Origin of the sequence: Mycolicibacterium novocastrense, assembly GCF_001570485.1 — a bacterium.
Lineage (GTDB): Bacteria > Actinomycetota > Actinomycetes > Mycobacteriales > Mycobacteriaceae > Mycobacterium > Mycobacterium novocastrense.
On record NZ_BCTA01000088.1, the window covers coordinates 23,283 to 43,362 of the forward strand.

At 61.1% G+C, this 20,080-nt stretch carries 20 protein-coding genes and 1 pseudogene; all 21 read left to right on the forward strand.

Going from position 1 to position 20,080, the window contains the following annotated elements:
- Window positions 1-134: 134 nt before the first annotated feature.
- On the forward strand, window positions 135-1,526 hold the full coding sequence (locus RMCN_RS26665) for a Rieske 2Fe-2S domain-containing protein (RefSeq protein WP_067395707.1): 1,392 nt from the start codon (window positions 135-137) through the stop codon (window positions 1,524-1,526).
- Window positions 1,523-2,065: an aromatic-ring-hydroxylating dioxygenase subunit beta gene (locus RMCN_RS26670; RefSeq protein ID WP_067395714.1), complete on the forward strand. Its 543-nt coding sequence runs from the start codon at window positions 1,523-1,525 to the stop codon at window positions 2,063-2,065. The genes RMCN_RS26665 and RMCN_RS26670 overlap by 4 nt, the downstream gene beginning before the upstream one ends.
- Window positions 2,066-2,171: 106 nt before the next feature.
- Window positions 2,172-3,203, forward strand: coding sequence for a 2,3-butanediol dehydrogenase (locus tag RMCN_RS26675; protein ID WP_067395715.1), 1,032 nt, complete (start codon window positions 2,172-2,174; stop codon window positions 3,201-3,203).
- A gap of 52 nt (window positions 3,204-3,255) precedes the next feature.
- Complete coding sequence (locus RMCN_RS26680; RefSeq protein WP_067395716.1) at window positions 3,256-4,509, forward strand: CaiB/BaiF CoA transferase family protein; 1,254 nt, start codon at window positions 3,256-3,258, stop codon at window positions 4,507-4,509.
- Window positions 4,506-5,672, forward strand: a complete 1,167-nt coding sequence (locus tag RMCN_RS26685) for a thiolase C-terminal domain-containing protein (RefSeq protein WP_067395717.1) — start codon at window positions 4,506-4,508, stop codon at window positions 5,670-5,672. Before RMCN_RS26680 ends, RMCN_RS26685 begins: the two co-directional genes overlap by 4 nt.
- A 36-nt stretch (window positions 5,673-5,708) precedes the next feature.
- Window positions 5,709-6,167: a Zn-ribbon domain-containing OB-fold protein gene (locus RMCN_RS31910; protein ID WP_067395718.1), complete on the forward strand. Its 459-nt coding sequence runs from the start codon at window positions 5,709-5,711 to the stop codon at window positions 6,165-6,167.
- Window positions 6,154-7,233, forward strand: a complete 1,080-nt coding sequence (locus tag RMCN_RS26695) for an FAS1-like dehydratase domain-containing protein (protein ID WP_067395719.1) — start codon at window positions 6,154-6,156, stop codon at window positions 7,231-7,233. The genes RMCN_RS31910 and RMCN_RS26695 overlap by 14 nt, the downstream gene beginning before the upstream one ends.
- Window positions 7,230-7,427: a ferredoxin gene (locus tag RMCN_RS26700; protein ID WP_043416400.1), complete on the forward strand. Its 198-nt coding sequence runs from the start codon at window positions 7,230-7,232 to the stop codon at window positions 7,425-7,427. Before RMCN_RS26695 ends, RMCN_RS26700 begins: the two co-directional genes overlap by 4 nt.
- A gap of 247 nt (window positions 7,428-7,674) precedes the next feature.
- Window positions 7,675-9,090, forward strand: coding sequence for an aromatic ring-hydroxylating oxygenase subunit alpha (locus RMCN_RS26705; RefSeq protein WP_067395722.1), 1,416 nt, complete (start codon window positions 7,675-7,677; stop codon window positions 9,088-9,090).
- The gene (locus RMCN_RS26710) at window positions 9,087-9,641 is read left to right on the forward strand and encodes a 3-phenylpropionate/cinnamic acid dioxygenase subunit beta (RefSeq protein ID WP_067395725.1); all 555 of its coding nucleotides are present in this window, start codon (window positions 9,087-9,089) and stop codon (window positions 9,639-9,641) included. Before RMCN_RS26705 ends, RMCN_RS26710 begins: the two co-directional genes overlap by 4 nt.
- Window positions 9,642-9,740: 99 nt before the next feature.
- Window positions 9,741-10,184, forward strand: coding sequence for a cupin domain-containing protein (locus RMCN_RS26715; RefSeq protein WP_011559081.1), 444 nt, complete (start codon window positions 9,741-9,743; stop codon window positions 10,182-10,184).
- A gap of 89 nt (window positions 10,185-10,273) precedes the next feature.
- Complete coding sequence (locus RMCN_RS26720; protein WP_067395728.1) at window positions 10,274-11,152, forward strand: NAD(P)-dependent oxidoreductase; 879 nt, start codon at window positions 10,274-10,276, stop codon at window positions 11,150-11,152.
- A 166-nt stretch (window positions 11,153-11,318) separates the two neighbouring features.
- Window positions 11,319-11,837: a MarR family winged helix-turn-helix transcriptional regulator gene (locus RMCN_RS26725; protein WP_036348802.1), complete on the forward strand. Its 519-nt coding sequence runs from the start codon at window positions 11,319-11,321 to the stop codon at window positions 11,835-11,837.
- Window positions 11,838-12,288: 451 nt separating this feature from the next.
- Window positions 12,289-13,188, forward strand: coding sequence for an alpha/beta fold hydrolase (locus tag RMCN_RS26730; protein WP_067395731.1), 900 nt, complete (start codon window positions 12,289-12,291; stop codon window positions 13,186-13,188).
- Window positions 13,188-14,504, forward strand: a complete 1,317-nt coding sequence (locus RMCN_RS26735) for an aromatic ring-hydroxylating oxygenase subunit alpha (RefSeq protein WP_067395733.1) — start codon at window positions 13,188-13,190, stop codon at window positions 14,502-14,504. Before RMCN_RS26730 ends, RMCN_RS26735 begins: the two co-directional genes overlap by 1 nt.
- Window positions 14,505-14,506: 2 nt before the next feature.
- Window positions 14,507-15,019 carry an aromatic-ring-hydroxylating dioxygenase subunit beta gene (locus RMCN_RS26740; protein WP_067395735.1) on the forward strand — a complete coding sequence of 171 codons (513 nt, stop codon included), beginning with the start codon at window positions 14,507-14,509 and terminating at the stop codon, window positions 15,017-15,019.
- A gap of 38 nt (window positions 15,020-15,057) precedes the next feature.
- Window positions 15,058-16,287, forward strand: a complete 1,230-nt coding sequence (locus RMCN_RS26745) for a Gfo/Idh/MocA family protein (protein WP_067395738.1) — start codon at window positions 15,058-15,060, stop codon at window positions 16,285-16,287.
- 19 nt (window positions 16,288-16,306) lie between these two features.
- Complete coding sequence (locus tag RMCN_RS26750; RefSeq protein ID WP_067395741.1) at window positions 16,307-17,263, forward strand: DODA-type extradiol aromatic ring-opening family dioxygenase; 957 nt, start codon at window positions 16,307-16,309, stop codon at window positions 17,261-17,263.
- 535 nt (window positions 17,264-17,798) lie between these two features.
- Window positions 17,799-18,578, forward strand: a complete 780-nt coding sequence (locus RMCN_RS26755; RefSeq protein WP_011559089.1) for a 3,4-dihydroxyphthalate decarboxylase — start codon at window positions 17,799-17,801, stop codon at window positions 18,576-18,578.
- 235 nt (window positions 18,579-18,813) lie between these two features.
- A complete protein-coding gene (hcaB, locus tag RMCN_RS26760; protein WP_131808611.1) occupies window positions 18,814-19,665 on the forward strand; it encodes a 3-(cis-5,6-dihydroxycyclohexa-1,3-dien-1-yl)propanoate dehydrogenase in 852 nt (283 codons plus the stop codon).
- Between the two features lie 12 nt (window positions 19,666-19,677).
- A pseudogene (locus tag RMCN_RS26765) lies at window positions 19,678-20,080 on the forward strand (VOC family protein); the annotation flags it as partial.

Consider the following 20,080-nt stretch of genomic DNA (forward strand, 5'->3'; position numbering starts at 1 on the left):
TTCGGTTGGAGTCCTGGGTGGCAGACGTCGGTCTGCGAGGGGATGCCGGCTGATACCGCCGTTACCGCGGTGGCCTAAATAATAGCTTGCAAACAGTTGTCATCCTATGTAAGCTTCCGTGTGGTGTAGCCCACATGAGTGCTCACGTTCTACGGGCACAAATCGATAGGAAGGTGCGCCCGGTGGATTCGATGGCGCCTGATGCGACGACAATGCGAACCTTAGAGAATGCGCGCGGCTCCATCCTAAAGGGTCGCCTCCCTGCGTCTCTCATCGCTAATGCAGCGCTTTACGAGCTCGAATTGAAGCGAGTATTTGGTAGGACCTGGCAGTTTCTCTGCCACGAAGACGAGATCCCCAATGCGGGTGACTATGTAGTGCGCTACATCGCTGATAACTCAATTATTGTCGCGCGGCAGCAGGATATGACGATTCGGGCGATGTCGAACTCGTGTCGGCACCGCGGCACGCTGCTTTGCCGAACCGAGTCTGGGAATGAGTCGGCGTTCCAGTGTCCGTACCACGGTTGGACCTATCGAAACAACGGTGATCTCATCGCGATACCTGCGCAGCAGGCAGTGTACGGTGCTGCGTTCGACAAGAGTCGGCTAGGGTTGCGCGCTCTGCCGATGCTGGACTCGTACGCGGGCCTTGTCTTCGGGTGTGTGTCGGATGAGGCGCCGGGACTGGATGAGTACCTCGGGGACATGCGCTGGTATCTCGATTTGATGATGAAGAAGAGCCCGGCCGGCCTTGAGGCGTGGGGTGCCCCGCAGCGTTGGGTGATTGACGCGAACTGGAAGACCGGCGCCGATAACTTTGTTGGGGACGGCTATCACACGGTGATGACGCACCGTTCGATGTGCGAGCTGGGGTTGTTACCGCCCGATAATGTGGCCGTTTCGCCGGCCCACGTCAGCCTATCGGGCGGGCACGGGGCGGGCGTTCTAGGCGCACCACCCGGCATACCCGCACCGCCGTACATGGGCTATCCCGAGGAAGTCGTCTCCGGTCTCAGCGAGGGTTACGGCGATGACGTCCATGGCGAGTTGCTGAAACGGACGATGTTCATTCATGGCAATGTGTTCCCGAACTTGTCCTTCTTGAACGCCTTCATCGCCAAGGACGGGCAGTCTATGCCGATGCCCATTCTGACCTTGCGGCAATGGCGTCCCTTGGACGCAGCTCGTATGGAGGTGTGGTCGTGGTTCTTCGTGGAGCGCAACGCGCCCGAAGAGTTCAAGCAGCAGTCGTTTGAGACTTATGTTCGGACGTTCGGGGTGGCAGGTGTTTTCGAGCAGGATGACGCTGAAATATTTCAGGCTATTACCAAGGGAACGCGGGGCGAGTTGGCTGGTGGTGTGGAGCTGAACCTGGAGATGGGATTGGACAATCTGGCTCCTGATCCAACGTGGCTGGGCCCGGGACGACCGTTGGCCAGTGGCTACGCCGAACAGAATCAGCGCGAGTACTGGAAGCAGTACTTCGACTATCTGGCCACACCGAGAAGGGATGAGAACGTATGACGTCAACGGTGCCGCAGGATCCACCTCAGGCTGCGAGGGTTTCGCGCGACGTGCGCGAGGAAATCGAAGACTTCCTTTTCGACGAGGCCGATCTGTTGGATCGCGATGAGTTCGAAGAGTGGCTGGAATTGCTGGCACCGGATGTGCACTATTTCGCGCGCGTCCGTCAGACGCTTCGCAGAGCAGGTGGCCCGGGGTTCTCTGAGCGCTCTATGCACCTGAGTGATAACTACACGAGTCTGAAGATGCGTATTCAGCGGCACCGAACGTCGTCGGATTGGGCTGAGGATCCTCCGTCGCGGATCCGGCACTTCATCACCAATGTCAGGGTCAGGTCTGGTGAGGACGGCGATGAGTACCGTGTGACGTCGAATGCGTTGCTGGTGCGCACGCGCGCAGACGAGCCTAAGGTGGAGACAGTCGCTGCCGAGCGCCGAGACATTATTCGTCGCGACGAGACGGGTTTGAAACTGGTCCAGCGCGAGATCCTGCTGGATCACACCACGTTGCCCACGCACAACCTGTCATTCTGGATCTAAGGTGCCGGTGAGCTTGACATCATTACGGCGGCGCCTCCGCCGAAACTCCGGCCCACGAACGTTGTGGCCGAGCGAATTTGGGTCTGTCCTTAAGGTAGGCCGGTAGGTGCGCGCAGCTATTTATCACGGTCGCGAAGACGTGCGGATTGAAGAGCTTCCCGACCCGAGTCCACGTGCGGGCGAAGTGGTCATCGAGGTGGCCCGAGCGGGGATCTGCGGCACAGACCTGCATGAGTACATCGCCGGTCCGATGCATGCTGCGCCAGGGGTCGTCATTGGACACGAATATTCCGGGACGGTGGTCGGCGTCGGGTCCGGCGTGCGCGAGTTCACCGAAGGTGACCGGGTTTGCGGCGTCGGCGTTTTCGGCTGCGGTGAATGCGGCTTCTGCAAACAGGGCGCTGAAGCACTCTGCGGAGCAGTCGGTTTCATCGGCTTCGCTGTCAACGGAGCGCTTGCCCGCTACGCGTCGTTGCCGACGAAGGCGTTGTTTCGCATCCCGGATGAGATCAGTCTCGCCGAGGCTGCCGTCGTTGAACCGATCGCGTCGGCGTACCACGCTGTTCGCCGTAGCCAGCTGGCATCTGGTGAGACCGTCTTCATCGCCGGTGCCGGCCCGATCGGCCTTGCCCTTGTGCAATTCTGCCTTGCTCAAGGTGCGACTCAGGTCATCGTCAGTGAGGTTTCGGGGACACGCCGCGTTGCCGCCCACCGGGTCGGGGCTACGCGCGTAATCGATCCTCTGGTCGAGGATGCAGTTGAGGTGGTTCGGACGTTGACGAACGGAAACGGCGTCGATGTCTCCTTCGACGCTGCGGGCGTACAACCCGCGCTTGATGCGGCGTTGGGCGTGCTGCGCCCCCGCGGTCGATTGATGGTCGTGGCGATTTGGGAGGCCCCGGCTGGTATCGACATCAATCGAAGCGTCATGCGCGAAGCAGATATTGGCTTTTCATTCTGTTACGAAGCGCAAAGGCAGGTTCCGGCGATTCTTGACTTACTAGCTACGGGGGCGATCAGCCTTGGTGAACTCATCACCGACGAGATCCCGTTGGATGCCGTGGTCAGTCAGGGTCTCGAGGAACTGCGCGTCAACCGCGATGCACACGTAAAAATTCTGATCGACCCATCGGCATAGCACGACCGGTATCGCGCCGTCGATTGTCACGCCGCCCCACCAAAGGAGTTAAGTGTCTGCCAATATGGAGAGTCTGTTCGACGGTCTGACAGTCCTCGAGTTGGGGCATGTGATCGCGGCGCCTTTCGCTGCGTCGCTGATCGGCGACTTCGGAGCACAGGTCATCAAGATCGAAGACCCCGGCTCGGGGGACATGTTGCGTAGGTCCGGTCCTCGTAAAGACGGAGTGCCCCTTTGGTGGAAGTCCGCGGCGCGGAACAAGTCAAGCGTCGCTGTCGATCTGCGTCTCCCCGAGGGGCAAGCGCTGGTGCGCAAAATGGTCGAACGCGCCGACGTGGTGATCGAAAACTTCCGCCCGGGAACGCTTGAGCGTTGGGGACTGGGATGGGAGGAGCTGCACGCATCGAACCCGCGGCTGATCATGTTGCGGATTTCTGGGTATGGCCAGATCGGCCCGGAGAGCGCAAAGCCGGGATACGGACGGGTCGGCGAGGCCATGAGCGGAGCGGTACACATCACCGGGCATCCTGACCGGCCACCGACGCATTTCGGTTTCTCCCTGGGCGATGTCACGACAGGAATCATGGGTGCGTTCGCTGTTGCCGGAGCACTGTTCAAACGCGAAGCGATCGGGGATCGCTTCGATGGGGAATGTATCGACCTGGCTCTCTACGAATCACTGTTTCGTGGTATCGACTGGCAGGTCATCCTTTATGACCAGTTGAACTTTGTTGCCGAGCGTCAGGGCAACCAGTTTCAGGTCAGCCCGTCACCGGTGTCAGACACGTATCTCAGTGGCGATGGGGTGTGGTACACCGTGGCGACCGGCACCGTTCGGTCAGTGCAGAGCCTGCTCGAACTGCTGGGCGGCACGACTCTGCGCAATGATCCGAAGTACGCGACTCAGGAACTGCAGATGTTGCACCGCGAGGAGCTCGGCGAGATGGTTCGCCAGTGGTTCGCCGAAAACAACTCCGATATCGTCGAAAAGGCCTGCGCGAGTGCGGGTGTCGTGGCTGCGCGGATCTTCACGCCGGCAGAGATGTTCTCCAGTCCCACGTTCGCGGCTCGCCAGAGCCTGGTCGAGGTCGCCGACCAGGAATTGGGTCCGGTCCGTGTCACCGGGGTGGTACCAAGGCTGACGAACTTTCCCGGATCCGTGCGCAGCACTGGGCCCGGTCTCGGGATCCACGGCCAAGAGGTGCTGACCGAGTGGCTCGGCATGGCCGACTCGGAGTACGAGGCGCTGGTATCGAGTGGCGTCGTCGGGGCGGTCGACGTTGACGGAGAGGTTCCCGGGCATTGAGTTCGCTGCGCGACAAGGCCTGCATCGTCGGCGTTGGTCATACGGCCTACCGTCGTGATGGCACTGAGTCGGCAACGGACCTTGGCCTGCAACTCGAAGCGGCCCATGCCGCGATCGTGGATGCCGGGTTGTCGGCTGGCGAGATCGATGGGCTCATCTGCCCGATCAACGGTGGCACGGCCGAAGATTTCATCGCGAATCTCGGCCTGACGCATGTTCGTTACGCGGTGACTTCCCATACCGGAGGCGCGGCAAGTGTGGCGGCCCTGGCAACTGCGGCGATGGCGGTTTGGTCGGGCGTCGCGCGGCATGTCCTCATTCCCGCGGGCTGGTGTGGGTACTCAGGTCCGCGTGCCCGCGGGATGGCATCGAGCGCGGACATGGCGATAGGCAAGGTTGTCCGGGACTATTACGCGCCACAGGGCGCGGTGTCGGCCGTGCACCAGTATGCGCTCGTGGCCGACCGATACGTCCGCAAGTATGACGTGCCGCCTGAAGCGATGGGGGCGGTGGCAGTCGCGTTTCGTGCTAACGCGCAGCTCAACTCGAATGCGGTGATGTGCGGCCGTGAGCTGACGATGCAGGAGTATCTCGACGCTCCACCGATCAGTACGCCGTTTCGTTTGTTCGATTGCAGTCTGGAGACCGACGGCGCAGCGGCGGTGGTGGTATCAGCGGCCGAATGTGCGGCTGACGGCCCGCACCGGCCGGTGTTTGTGATGAGTGTGGCCGAAGGTCGCCCATTTCCCGTCGATGAGTTCGCCAACAGGGCCGACCCATTGGAGATTGGGCTTGCCGAGGCGGCGCCGCGCGCATTTGCCGACGCTGGTGTCACCCCGTCTGACATCGATCTGCTCGAGGTTTACGACAGTTTCACTGTCAACGTGTTGCGGCAGATCGAATCGGCCGGGTTCTGTAAGCCAGGCGAAGCAGCGGATTTCGTTCTCGACGGATGTATCGCCGCTGACGGTTCGTTGCCCACGAATCTCAACGGCGGTTTGTTATCCGAAGCCCACGTGCAAGGCATGAACAATCTGGTCGAGGCGGTGCGGCAACTGCGCGGGGGCTTAGCGGAGCGGCAGGTCCACAATGCGGAGTTGGCGGTAGTGACCGGTATGGGCGGCGGATGGGGTTCAGGTGCTCTCGCGATATTGCGTCGGTGACAGCGTTGTGACTGGCCGGTTCACAAGGGGACCGATGTGACACGAACGGGACCGGATGTCGCAGCACCGCCGTTGCCATCCCTGGAGGGTCTCACGGCCCAGTTCTATGAGCATTGCCGACGTGAAGAGCTGTCGTTTCAGCGTTGTTCAGGGTGCGGCCGTTGGCGTCACGTTCCTCGCCTGACGTGCGCGCGCTGCGGCAGTGACGCTTGGTCTTGGCAGAGGTCGTCGGGCAGGGGAGTGGTATTCAGCCACACGGTTATTCACCGCGCGCTGCATCCCGGGTTCGACCAGGCCGTCCCGTTCGTGTGCGCCGTCGTCGAAATGGATGAGGGTGTGCGGATGGTGGCACGGATGGTGGGCGTAGTTGCCGACCGGACGGCGATGCTGGTTGATGCGGCCGTCGAGGTTGTCTATGTGCACGTCGCCGATGATGTTGTGCTGCCGGCATTTCGGCTGCCCGCTGCGGAAGTGCGGGGCAATGGCCGCCGCTGACGAGTTACGCGATCGTGTCGGTGAGAAGATCGGATTCCGGGGCGCCGACTCGGTGACGCAGAACGACATCCGCCGCAAACTGGAGGTTTTCACCTTTTCCTGTCCGCTGCATGACGACGAGGCGGCAGCGAAGGCGAACGGGTACCTCGGCGTTGTGGCCCCGGTGACGATGACTCCGCTGTGGGGGCTGCCGCCGTATTGGGCACCCGGGCAGCCCAGTCCCTATCTGGTCGACGGGCAGGAGATGACGGGCAACATCACCGACACGCTGGCTCTGCCGTTCAGCCGATCGGTCAACGTCAGCAGCGAGTGGCAGTACCACGCACCGCTGTACTTGGGGGACAGGTTGCAGGGGACTACGACGATCATCTCGGTAGAGCAGAAGCGCACCCGGGTGGGTACCGGAGTCTTCCTGCAATACGAGTCGGAGTACGTGAAGGTTTCGGGAGAACTGGTGGCGCTCAACCGAAATACCGTCTTCAACTACGACCCAGACGACGCCTCCAGGCCTGAGCCCGGCACTTCGGCCCGCGCCCAGCAGGGCGACCGAGGTCCCCGCACGCGCTCAGTGGACGATGCCGATACCGGTGTCGATTGGAACACGCCACTTCAGTTCGACGACGTTACGGTCGGTGCGCAAGTGCGCGGGCCGGCCTTGGCCCTGACTTACCAGCGCATTGTGATGAACATTGCCGCGGATCGCATGTTTTCCGGGATACACCACAGCGCCGCGGCCGCTCATGCCGCGGGGCTTGCCGACATCATCTTCAATACTCGTGGCCTGGAAACTCTTTTCGAGACCGGGCTTCGTCGATGGATGGGCCTTCGCGGCAGGTTGGTGCAGCTGGGTCCGTTTAAGATGAGTGCCTCGGTTCACCCGGGCGACGTGGTGCAGGCGCGATGGACGGTGACTGGCAAGCATGCCCAGGCTGGCGCAGAAACCGTAGATCTCCAATTCGGTGTCTTCGCCGGGGATCGGCAAGCGGCGCAAGGGATTGCCGCCATCGCCCTCGATGGCAAAAGCAAAGCTCATCAGAAGTTTGTAGGACAAGAAGGGGTCAAATGAGTGTTATCAAGGCGGACGTGGAGGTCTGCCAGGGCTACGCGAACTGTGTCGTTGCAGCGGCCGACGTCTTTGACATCGGTGATGCGGGAACTGTTGTCATTCTTGATGACACGGTAGCCGAGAGCGATGAGGCGCGGATTGTCACGGCGATTCGCAGTTGCCCCGTCTCGGCTCTACGCCTCGAAACGGCCTGAGTGAGACGGCCGTGAACGGCGCAAGTATCAGGGGGTCGGATGCATGGTGGAGACGAGTCGGATCGTCGAATGTCCTTGAGTCTCAACCAACATGAGTTCTCGTGTATTGCATCCTCAATCAGGATCTGGCTCCACTTCCACTTCGACGCGTGAGATCGGTGCCCGGCAGACGCGGTGACGGTTTGTGGTGATTTGAGTTACGGCTGTCTCGGGGTGATTCGGGCATTACAGCAAAGGAAAGGTACCGATGACGTTAAAAATGAGTACTTCAGGCGGTTCGGACACGACCGCTCGTAGTCTCGTCGATGTCGATCGCGGGGAGATCAGTCGCGAAATCTTCACCGATGCTTCGATTTTCAACCGTGAGTTGGAGTATTTGTTTCCGCGAGCCTGGCTGTTTGTGGGCCATGCCACGCAGGTGTCTGCGCCGGGCCAGTTCTTCTCGTCGAGGATGGGTTCGGATCCGGTGCTGTTGACCCGTGACGCTCAAGGTGATGTGAATGTCCTCCTCAATTCGTGCCGACATCGGGGTATGGCGGTGTGTCGCTACGACGAGGGCCGTACGCTGCAGTTCACCTGCCCCTACCATGGCTGGTCGTACTCGATGGACGGCTCGCTGGTGTCCACTCCAGGGGATTTGCACGGTGTGCCGCAGCAGGGCATGGCCTACGGCAACGGCCTTGACAAAGCGAGTTGGGGACTTGTCAGGGCTGCCAAGGTGCACAATTACAAGGGCCTGATCTTCGCGTGCTGGGACCCCGCCGCCCCGGATTTCGACGAGTATGTCGGCGACTTTCACTATTGGCTGGACAACCTGGCTGATGCTTTCGATGGCACCGAGGGCGCGACCGAGGTGTTCCGTGGAGTGCAGAAGTGGCGCATCAGATCGAATTGGAAGTTCGTTTCAGAAAACTTTCTGGGCGATACCTATCACGGGGCGACGACCCATGCCTCGGTTGAACAGGTGGGTATCGGGCCGGGTGGCAGAAACTCCCGGCGTCACGGTGAACGACAGGATCAGGGTGGTTTTTCGAAGGGCCGTGTGAAGACGTCGTTTCGGATGGGCCATGGCGCGTCGGACAATCTGGCGTATGAGATTCCCTATCCTGAGTTCGCCGAAGAACCGGCCTTGAGTGAGTACTTCTCCCAGGCGTGGGCGGTCCGCAAGGAGCGACTGCAGGCGCAGGGCAGACTGCTCGGCGGACGTGGCCCAGCGACGATGTTCCCCAATATGTCGTTCTCCGCCGGTTTTCCGCGGACGATCCTGGTGTCACACCCGATCAGCCCCACCGAAACCGAAGTGTGGCGGTGGTACCTCATCGACAAGAACGCACCCGATGATGTACGTGACTGGCTGCGCCGCTATTACATGCGCTACTCGGGTCCTGGAGGGATGACGGAGCAAGACGATATGGAGAACTGGAATTACGCGACGCAGGCCAGCCAGGGCGTGATAGCCCGGCGCTATCCCTACAACTATCAGCAGGGTCTCGATATGGAAACTCCCAGTGCGCTCGACCAGGCTGTGCATTCTCACCAGCCCATCGCTGGCGAGGTGAATGCACGCGCCTTTTACCGGCGATGGGCCGAGTTCACTGACAACCTCTCGTGGCCTCAACTCATCGAACTTGCCAAATCCGACGAGAGAGCCGCACGGTCGTGAGTGCAACGGGCGGTGAAATTTCCACGAGGCAGGATGCGGTAGAGAAGTTGCTGCTTCAGGCCGAAATCGCCGATTTCCTCTATCGGGAAGCCGACCTGCTCGACGAACGACGTTACTCCGAATGGCTCGGTCTGCTCACCGAGGACTACGAGTACTCCGTTCCACTGCGGGTGAACGTCGCCTACGAGGACCTCGCGCAGCTGGAGCAGACTCAGGAAGGTCACGACATCTGCTGGTTCGACGAGAAAAAGGAGACCGTCGCTTTGCGGGTGGAGCAGCTGATGACTGGACTGCACTGGGCCGAGGAACCCGTCTCGCGAGTGTCACACCTGGTTACCAACGTGCGTATTGAAGGAGTAGACGGCGCGGAAGTCGATGTGAGTTGCCGGTTCCTGGTGTATCGAAACCGGGTCGCCGATGAGACTGATTTGCTGGTCGGCCGGCGCAAGGACCGGTTGCGCCGCGTCGCCGGTGACTGGCAACTGTGCCGTCGCCGGCTACTCCTCGACCAAACGGTCTTACTCGCTAAAAACCTGTCGATCATTCTATGAAGCCGGACCATGTCCTTGAACCCTTGACCTTCAGCACGGCAAAATATAGTCTTCTCTAAACATATTCGATGGGCCGCGACCGATGAGGGGGCAGCTGGATTGTCTACTTCGCTCCAACCGAAGCGGCGTGCCGATGACGTGACCGCCCTGCGTGTGATGACAGAGGAAATGCGCCCGCTTCTCGTCGGCGACGGGTACCAGATGTTCGATGTCCGCGCTCCGCAATCATCTGGCCCACCGCCGCACCAACATCCCTGGGATGAAAGCTATGTCGTGCTGGAGGGCGAACTGTGGGTAAGCCGCGGCGGCGAAGAAGCGACCCTGCAGGTGGGTGAGGCGATTCGAGTGCCGGCTGGCGTCGTGCACGCCTATCGCGTTCTCTCTGACGGCGCCCGGTGGATCACGACTTCGTCTTGCCCGGGCGGCGCGCTGGATTTCTTCTCAGACGTGGACGAAACGTCGAACGGCCCGGGTGACGTGAAGGCCCTCATTGAGGCGGCCAAGCGAAACAGTGTCCGATTCGCCGATCCGGCGCTGGGATAGCCGTATGTTGAGCCACCATGCCGCAGATGCCGGCATTCGCCGACTGTGTCGGTAGTCGGTTTACGGCCTGACATTCGGTGGTCGGTGTCATGAGGCGGGTCGGCGTGATCGGCTTGGGCGCCATGGGTTCCGCGCTGGCGGCGTCGCTTCTCGCGACGGACCATTCGGTGGTTTGTTTCGACATTCGGCCCGACGTGTTACGCCCAGTTGTCGAGCTAGGCGCCGAGGCTGCTGCGGACGCGCGTGAGTTGGCCGGCGCATGTGATGTCGTTTTGACGTTCCTCCCGGGGCCGAGTCAGGTGCTGGAGGTGGCGCTCGGGTCGGAGCGAGGTGTCCTGGCCGGCCTTGCCGACGGGGCCGCCCTGCTGGATATGTCGACCTGTAATCCCGAGGTTGCAGCGATCATCGGTCAGGCCTACGACGCGGCTGGGAGGCGTTTTGTCGATTGCCCCGTCAGCCGAAAGGCGCCGAACATGACCGTTCTGGTCGGAGGGCCAAGCGGGGTGCTCGGCCCTGATGCCGATGTCCTCGCCGCCGTCTCGCGCACCTTGGTGTACTGCGGCCATCGAGGTGCGGGATATGCCACCAAGCTTCTCAACCAGCACGTCAAGTACAGCTGGTATCTCGCTTCGGCGGAAGCCCTCTTAATCGCTGAGGCGATGGGATTGAATGCCGGCGAGGTAGCCGACGCGATCGCGGAGTGCAGCGGGGGGGACTCGGGTCTCACTACGGCGGCGGCGTACTTCCGCCACGACACCGAGTCAGTTAGGAACCGCGCCCCCGCTAGCACCATTACGAAAGACTCCGCGCTGGCGGAAAGTATGGCGACGAACGCCGGTATCCGCAGCAGGACGCTTGAGCCCGTCGTGGACTTCTTCCAAAGTGTTGCGGCCTCGGAGTTTCGCGACCGTGCCTACCCCGAAAGCACAGAACTTCTTCAGCGAATCCGGTCGATGCCTCCGAAGTGAACCCCTACGTCTTGAGTGCGACCCCCGTCACGCTGTATAGCTAACTGAATTGTTAACGGGTCGAATATCGGTGAGCGGAAAGAAAGACCACCGACCATTTGCCGGTATGATCGGCACCCGGGTGGAGATGTCTGCCGAACCGCTGATCAACGTTGCAAGGGACTTCATGAGTACCGAGAAGTTGACGATGGCCGAACAGGTCGCGGCCAAGACCCGCGAAGCCGGACCCGATCACGACCCCTCTTCGTTGGCGCTCCCGCTTGCGCTCTACCGTGCTGTGACCGCCTTCGGTCGGGTCGCCGTCGATGAGTTGACGCCGGTAGACCTCTCGATGAGCCAGTTCAACGTTCTGACCGTCCTGAAGCGCGCCGACGGGCCGATGACGATGGGCGCACTGGCCGATTCTATTTCTGTACGCCAAGCCAGCCTGACGAGCGTGGTGGACACGCTGACCAAGGCAGGTTTTGTCACACGCAAGGTGAATCCCCGCGATCGGCGCTCGGTTGTGGTCGCGATATCGAAGAAGGGCGATCAGTTCATGACCGAATTTCTGCCCGGTCATTACGACTTTCTGCAGAGACTCTTTGCCGGTATCAACCCGCGACACAGGCAGCAGCTGCTTGCACGACTGAACGAACTAATAGATTGTTTGGAGAACTACCCGAGTGGCCAGCGCACCTCCTGATCGGTCCCCGGGTATAGGACGGTCGACGCCGCTACGGTGCTGACGTCCACTCACCGGTCCTCGCTTGGCATCCACGGCTCCAACTGAGGGGTCTATCGGGTGCACTCAGGTAGTGAGTACTCCCGAGAAGAACGTTCGCTCGTCGGCTAGGTTGCGTCCGACCTTGGTGAAACGTGGCAGTCCGCGTGGCGTTCAGGGTTTGTCGCGAGGTGCGAATGACATTGCGGCACAGAAAGAATTATTGATACGACGCTGCACGACCGCAGCGAAGAACTGTGTCGATGTGATGGTCGACAGTTTGCGTCGCCAGCCGCACCGCTGCGCCCGCTTGACGTGGGCATCGTCTCCCCTTCGAGGGTCGATTTACACAGAAGCCTAAATTTCTACCTTGCAGATATTCGGGAAGTATGATAAAAACTGGGTACTGTACTGGCTGAGAGGACGTCGAAGGTTGCATAAAGACGCTTCAATTTGTGTGAGCTTGCTTGGAGCGGAAACACGCTTCGTAGATGTCGACGGCGTCCGAACCAGGACAATTCAGGCAGGGGAAGGTCCGGACCTCATTCTCATGCACGGGGGAGGCGGTCACGCCGAAGCCTTCGCCCGCAACGTAACGGCGCTGTCGCGTCATTTCCGAGTGCATGCGCTGGACCTGTTGGGTCACGGTCTCACCAGTGGTTGTGAGGTCGCCCCGAAGCGGCGGGACTATGTCAGTCACCTACTCGGATACATGGACCAGGAAGGCATCGACCGAGCCCACCTGGTGGGCGAGTCGTTAGGAGGTTGGATCGCGGCGTGGACTGCGTTGGAACATCCCGACCGTGTCGACCGGTTGATCTACGTGTGCGGCGCGCGGTTGACGCTAGAGGTCGGCGCCGATGCCGAGGCTCGCACCGCTGCCGGGCGCGCAGAGCTTGCCCGGGTCACCCGGCAATTCCTGGCTGACCCGAGTCCGGCGAATGTGCGGGAGAGGATGGCCTGGCTTTTCCACCACCCTGACCGCGACCTGACCGATGAACTGGTGGCGCTGCGGTGGGCACTTTACCAGAGCGAAGAATCGCGGTCGGCACTGACGAACGCGACGGCGCCGCCCTCAGCGGCGACTGCTGAGGACAATCTCACGGCTGAGCGATTGACCAGCTTGACCAGGCCCACGCTCGTGCTGTGGACGAGTCACAATCCCTCGGCGACGGTGGAATTCGGACGGCGGGCAGCCGAGCTAATTCCCGGCGCTGAATTCGCATTGATGGAGGATTGTGGCCATTGGCCGCAGTGGGAACGGCCGGAAGAGTTCAACCAAATCCTCACCAATTATCTTCAAGGTGATCGCGAGTCCCGAGGGCAACGTTGATGGAGACAATCGGTTCCAAAACCGGCTCGGCGCTGCCGATAGACTCCTCGGCCTTCTACGACGAGGCGGTGTACCAGCGGGAACTCGACTCCATCTTCAAGCGGTCGTGGCTATTCGTCGGCCACGAGTCCATGATCCCCAAGCCCGGTGACTTCCGCACAACCTATATGGCCGACGACGCCGTGATCGTATGCCGGGACAAGGAATCTCGTGTTCGTGTGCTGCTGAACAAATGTCGGCACCGGGGCAATAAAGTCTGTCAGTTCGACAAGGGCAACGCGAACATCTTTCACTGCAGCTATCACGGCTGGAGTTACGACACTGCCGGACGGCTGCGCAGTGTTCCGCTAGCCGGGAGCGCCTACGGGCCGCAGTTCGATAAGGCCAGCATGGGCCTCGTCTCCCCCCGGGTAGCTACCTACAAAGGACTTATCTTTGCTTGCTGGGATCAGTCGGCGCCGCCGCTGGAAGAATATCTGGGGGAGGGCCTGCTGTGGTACCTCGACAACTTTCTACTCGACTGTGACCCCAACGGCCTGCAGGTCGTTCCCGGCCTGCACCGCTACCTCATGCCCGTCAACTGGAAGTTGTTGGCCGAGAACTTCGGCGGCGACCAGTATCACTTCGCTGCCACTCACGGATCGGTTTCCGCACTGTCGAAAGCTGGGCAGACTGCCCGCATCAACTTTTCGATAGACGAGGGGCAGCACTACAGCGTGGTTCTCGACGGCTGCGCGCCCCATGGGTTGCTGCAACTGGCAGTCGGTAAGAATTTCTATCAGGACGATCTCGCCCAAGCCGAAACGCTGGGTACCGAAGCAGTCGACTGGCTAACCGAGCGGCAGCGCCTGCAAGACGAGCGGTTGGCGACATCCCCCGTGCAGCCCTACAGCTTTCACGTAGCCAATATCTTCCCAAACTTCAGCATGATTGGCATGGGCACGGCCTTTTACGGTCGGGGATTCATCATGTGGCAGCCTCGGGGACCGCGGTTGACCGAGGTTTGGGAGTGGTGTCTGGTGGAAAGCTCCGCGCCCCGTGCTGTCAAGGAACGCATGGTCTTCATCTTGAGTCAGCGGCAATCGGCGGCCGGTCTCGTGACGCCCGATGATCACGAAAACTTCGAACGATTGTCCGACGCCCTTGACACCGGAGTCGCCCGGGATGTGCCGTTCAACTACTCACTCGGCCAGGACGTCGAACCAATGGAGTCGCTGGTTGCGGAGTTACCCGGCAATGTCAGGCCGCAGATCAGCGAAGCCTACCAGCGCGAGTTCTATCGGCACTGGCACCGAACTATGACGGAGCCGGCCTAGCCATGGAGACCAGCCAGTTGGACGTGGAACTGCGGCTGCGAATAAACGAATTCTATGCGCGGGAGACCATGCTTCTCGATGATGGGCGGCTGGACGAGTGGCTGGGCTTATTGGCGCCGGATGTCAGATACACGATGCCATTCCCAGAGTCCAGCACGCATCCGGTCGACGATGATGACGGCCTACCGCCGTTTCTGTTGTTCAACGACGACTACGAATCGCTGAAGCTGAGAATTGCCCGGCTGGCTACTGGGCTCGCCCCCGGGGAAACTCCACGCACGATCACTCAGCGCATTGTCAGCGACATCCTGGTCACCGATGTATCCGATCAAGAGCTGAGCGTCCGATCCAGCGTCATGGTGTTTCTCGTACGCCACGAACGCCACGAAAGCTTCTTCATCGGCAAACGACAAGACGTTCTACGCCGAGACAAGCACTCGGGCCTGCTGCTGGCCGCCCGGGACATCACCCTGGCTCATAGCGTTCTTCCACGAGCGATTTCGATCTTCTTCTAATGCCCAGTCGTCCAATAGCCCTCAGTTAGGTCGCACACATGACAGATGTCGCTTCACGCGAACTAGGCCTGGGATTTCTCGGAATCGGTCAGGCAGTCGCCCGAATCTTCCAGCAGTACCCAGACATGTCGACGCTGCCGTATCGGGTTGTGGCGGCTGCGGATACCCGGTCCCACTCGCTCGCCCGCTTCGCCACCGAGTTCGCAGGCCACACCTATACCGACGCAGAGCAACTGTGTGCCGACCCGAGCGTGGACGTCGTCTACATCGCCACCCCTCCCGAGCTGCATCGGGAGCATGCCCTGATGGCCGCGCATTACGGAAAACACATGATCGTCGAAAAGCCGTTGGCCATGTCGATCGACGATTGCACTGCAATGGTCGAGGCGGCCCAGGCAGCGGGCGTGCAGCTGATGGCCGGCCACACACACAGCTTTGACGCGCCGGTGCGAGCGATGGCCGAACTTGTACGCAGTGGCGATCTCGGCGAGTTGCTCATGGTCAACACCTGGAACTTCAATGACTTCAACCGGCGACCGTGGCCGACTTCGGAATTGCGCTCGACCAGCGGGCCAGTGCTCAACCAGGGGCCCCACCAGGTCGATATCGTGCGGCAAATAGTCGGCGGTTTGGCCAGAACAGTGCGTGCGTCGACAATATGGGACGACGTCCGGAAATGCGTCGGGGGATACACCTGTCATCTCGGATTCGAATCAGGAGCTTCCGCCACGCTCGTCTATGACGCGCGAGCTTTCTTCGACGTCGCGGAGTTGCACTCCTGGGTGGCAGAAGACGGCGGCCGCCGCAGCCCCCAAGCCAACCAGCGAGTAGCCAGCAACTTCGCTGCGCTCAGTCAGAACCCTGACCACCTTGAAGTCGCACTGGAAGCGCAGAAGGAACAGGGCCGCTACGGTGCTGCGACGACGACCGAAGAATCACAGGAACTGTGGGGGTACTCCGCCCCCGGAGAGATCATCCACCACCCCTACTTCGGCCTGACCGTGGTGTCCTGCGAACGCGGCGCGATCAGGCAGTCGCCCGACGGGCTGGTGGTGTACGGGCAAAACGGATTGCAGGAAATACCGGTCGCGCGCACCATGCGGGGCAGGGCCGCAGAGTTGGCTGAACTACACCGGGCGATCACTGAGGACCGCCCTGTTCAGCACGACGGTCGCTGGGGGCGCGCGACGCTAGAAGTATGTTTCGCCATCCTGCAGTCGGCCTACGAAGATCGCGAAGTCGTTCTCTCCCACCAGGTATCGCTGTGACTTCAGATGAGGAGAAATCGTGGGTGAGATTGTAGCCGGTTACGCGTCGTCGCATGCCTTCACTTTCATCCCGCCTCCCAGGTGGGAAGGCTTCCGCATAAAGAACAGGCAAAGCTACACATTGCGACGCGGTAAGACACCACCTGACCCTGCAGGCAGGTACGAAGAACCATTCGACGACGCTGCGGCGCGTTACGCGCACATCGAGAACGGGCTTCAAAGGCTGCGTGACAGCATCAGACAAGACCGACTGGATTGCCTGATCATCATCGGTGATGACCAGAACGAAAACTTCGACGGTTCGGCACTGCCCCAGATAGCCATCCACACAGGAGATGGGTTCACAGTGTCTGACCGCTTCTTGCCAGACGCGCGGTTTTGGAAAAGTTCGCCCGAACTCAGTAGGGACTTGAGTGAGCACACCGTCGAGGCCGGATTCGACGTCGCCACCGTTGTCGATTTCCGTGAGACCACCTTGCACTCACACGCCCATGGCGAGATTGTCGCCAATATTCTCGGAGACCACCAAATCCCAGTGGTGTTGGTATTCCTCAATGCCGTTCACGTGCCGTCGTTGTCGCCTAAACGGTGCTTCGCGCTCGGCCGCGCGATTGCCGACGCCGTGCGGTCACGCCGCCCTGCAGACGAGAGGATAGGTCTTTACGCGTCCGGTGGGCTCTCACACTTCACTGCCGGCTATCCATGGGCTGCCTACGATGGGCCGCGCGTTCACGGTTCAATCGACGACGAATTCGATCGACGCACCCTGAAGTGCCTTGCTACCGGAAACGGCTACGAGCTGAGCAAACTGACCAGCGAAGACCTGCTCAACTCTGGCAACATCGAGCTGAGATCATGGATATGTGCCGTCGGCGCAGTCGGCGGCAACACGCCATGGGCCAGCGTCTATGAGCCCATTCCCCGCGCCCTGATGGGAATGGCCGTCGCCTGGACGAACTGCGAAGTCACTGTTTAGCGCGTCGAACGTGAGGCACGCGAAATTTGATTCGGCGGGTGTGTGGGTTATCCGCAGACCTACTCGACGTTTGCACTGAGAACCCCCACGGTCGAAGGAAGATGTCGTCGGCCGTGACCCTGGGACGAGGGCATGTCTGCCCACCCTCTGGCCCAGGCAACCGGCAGAACCGTGGGCCGCCGAGACGCCGCTCGCGAAAGGGTACGTGTCTCAATGTCGTTGTTGCGCCGCCTGCGCGGACTGTCGGCGACAATAGGCCCACACCGAAACCAGAGTCTCTGTTTTACAGAGTAGATCTCTGTTATACAGTAAGGCTATTGGGTGTAGCGCCTAACTGCGTGGAAGTGATGGCTCGTGGTTAACGATGCCTTCTGCTTCGGGGCCTCAACAGCCCAAGCCCTATAGGAACGGTTAAGGAGGCGAACCGGATGGCCATCTGCGCTGCCAGCACCACCCATCGCAGTTTGGGTAAGGCATCCGCGGACTTCGCTGTCGTCGTCAAGGACGGCGTCGACACCGAAACCCCGAGTTGGCGATGAGCTCCACCCCTTCGGGTGCAGGGCTAGACACTGAACGACACGCCATCGCGCTGGCCTGTCGCGTCCTGGCGGCGCGCGACTTGGCGCCAGGCATCCTCGGCCACATCAGCCTGCGCGTCGACCGAGATCGACTGCTGATCCGATGTCGTGGTCCGCGCGAGCGAGGGCTCGCGTTCACCAGCGCAGAGGACATCCGGATGGTCACGTTGGACGGTACAGCGGGCGGCAAAGGAGAACTCGACGATGGTTACCAGCCGCCGAACGAGTTGCCACTGCACACCGAAGTGCTCCGCACCCGCCGCGATGTCAATGCTGTGGTTCATGCGCACCCCGAGGCGGTAGTCGCCGCCGATCTCGCCGGTCTGGCTGTCCGACCGATCGTCGGAGCGTTTGACATACCCGGTTTTCGGCTCGCCGCGGCTGGCGTGCCGGTCTATCGGCGAGGCGTATTGGTGCGCAATCGGCAACTAGCCCAGGAAATGGTTGCTGCTATGGCAGACCGGCCGGTGGTCGTTCTCCGTGCCCACGGCCTCACCAGTGCTGCGGACACCGTCGAGCGGGCCGTACTACAGGCCATCAGCGTCGACACGATCTCGCGTTTGTCGCTCCAGATCGCTTCTGCGGGTGGCACTCTGGCTGATTTGCCCGACGCTGATGCAGCAGAGCTGCCTGATCTCGGTAACGCTTTCAACGAGACCATCGCGTGGCGTCACGAGTTGGCGCGCCTCGAAACCCATGGTTTGTCGTGTCACCCATCGGAGAAAAGGTCCTCATAGGCACATCCGGGCACGCGCTCATGTCCATTGCCGCGGGTGGTCTGGGACGCGGCTTCCGATCCCATCGGACCATTGGCGTAGACATCCCCCGCACTCTCCTCGCCCGAGCATCGAGACCCGCGTGAATCGGAGCTTCGACAGCGCTGCGCGGATAGACCCCCATTCAGCGGCGAGGACACTGGTGGGCAGATGCAGAGCAACAAGAGCATTGCGCATCACCGGAGGGACGATAGTTTTGAGTTGGTTGACCGGGCAAGTCGCCCTGGTGACCGGCGGGGCAGCCGGAATCGGTTTGGCCGTGGTCGAGCGTTTCTTGGCCGAGGGCGCATGCGTGGGCGTCCTGGATCGCTCGGAAGGCGACCTGGCTACCATCGGCAACGCCGACGGCAGGCTCATCGCGGTAACAGGTGACGTGACGTCGTATGCAGACAACGTCATGGCGGTGCGCGAAACGGTCGATGCGTTCGGAAAGCTCGACGTCTTCGTCGGCAACGCTGGGATCTTCGATTACTTTGCCCCTTTGGTGGGTTTCGACGGAGCCGACCTCAGCAGCGCCTTCGATGAGATCTTCGCGGTCAATGTAAAGGGCTACCTCCTTGGTGCCAGGGCCGCCGTTCCTGAACTCCTCAAAAGCGATGGCCCGAGCATGATCTTCACCGTCTCCAACTCTGGCTTCTATGCCTCCAGTGGCGGCCCGCTGTACACCGCTTCCAAGCACGCAGTCGTTGGCGTAGTGCGTGAACTGGCCTACGAGTTGGCGCCGAAGATCAGGGTGAATGGCGTCGCTCCAGGCGGCACGGTAACGGGCCTGCGTGGAATCGAGGACCTCGGCCAGGGTCAGGACGTGTTGTCATCGGTGCCCGGCATCGCCGACATTATGAGTACTACAAACCCATTGCAGTACGCGCAGCAGCCCGCCGATCACGCCGGCCTGTATCTGCTACTCGCGTCTGCAGACAACTCGCGAGCGGTGACCGGCGTCGTCATCAACAGCGACGGCGGCTTGGGCGTGCGGGGCCTCAACCAGCCGTCCGGAGGGCTGGAACTTGCCACCGGCGCGATGCGCATCGACGTCGGGTCAACATAGGAGGTTTTACACATGTTGGTGAAAGCGTTGGGTTATGTGGGTGTGGAGTCTCCGGATGCGAAGGAGTGGTTGGCGTTCGGTCCGGAGGTTTTGGGGATGGAGGCGGTTGAGGCGTCCAGTGGGTCGGTCCTGTTGCGGATCGACGACGCGGATCACCGGATCGCCGTTCATCACGGGGACCGCAACCGGATGCTGTATGCGGGGTGGGATGTGGGCAGCGAGGATGCGCTTGAGGCTGCCGGGGAGTTGCTGCACAAGCGGGGCATTGGGTTTGAGGTGGGAACCGAGGAGGACTGCGCGGCCCGCGGTGTGTTGGGCTTTTTGACGCTGTCGGATCCTTCGGGGTTGCGTCATGAGTTGTTTTACGGTCAGAAGGTGGTGCCGGGTTCCTTCCGGCCCGGTCGTGCGATATCGG

Excerpts from the sequence above, each read along its gene's own strand:
- RMCN_RS26735 (WP_067395733.1), top strand. The coding sequence starts at position 13,188 with ATGGAGACAATCGGTTCCAAAACCGGCTCGGCGCTGCCGATAGACTCC.
- RMCN_RS26670 (WP_067395714.1), top strand. The coding sequence starts at position 1,523 with ATGACGTCAACGGTGCCGCAGGATCCACCTCAGGCTGCGAGGGTTTCG.
- RMCN_RS26720 (WP_067395728.1), top strand. The coding sequence starts at position 10,274 with ATGAGGCGGGTCGGCGTGATCGGCTTGGGCGCCATGGGTTCCGCGCTG.
- RMCN_RS26740 (WP_067395735.1), top strand. The coding sequence starts at position 14,507 with ATGGAGACCAGCCAGTTGGACGTGGAACTGCGGCTGCGAATAAACGAA.
- RMCN_RS26745 (WP_067395738.1), top strand. The coding sequence starts at position 15,058 with ATGACAGATGTCGCTTCACGCGAACTAGGCCTGGGATTTCTCGGAATC.
- RMCN_RS26665 (WP_067395707.1), top strand. The coding sequence starts at position 135 with ATGAGTGCTCACGTTCTACGGGCACAAATCGATAGGAAGGTGCGCCCG.
- RMCN_RS26705 (WP_067395722.1), top strand. The coding sequence starts at position 7,675 with ATGACGTTAAAAATGAGTACTTCAGGCGGTTCGGACACGACCGCTCGT.
- RMCN_RS26700 (WP_043416400.1), top strand. The coding sequence starts at position 7,230 with ATGAGTGTTATCAAGGCGGACGTGGAGGTCTGCCAGGGCTACGCGAAC.
- RMCN_RS26695 (WP_067395719.1), top strand. The coding sequence starts at position 6,154 with ATGGCCGCCGCTGACGAGTTACGCGATCGTGTCGGTGAGAAGATCGGA.
- RMCN_RS26725 (WP_036348802.1), top strand. The coding sequence starts at position 11,319 with ATGAGTACCGAGAAGTTGACGATGGCCGAACAGGTCGCGGCCAAGACC.
- RMCN_RS26755 (WP_011559089.1), top strand. The coding sequence starts at position 17,799 with ATGAGCTCCACCCCTTCGGGTGCAGGGCTAGACACTGAACGACACGCC.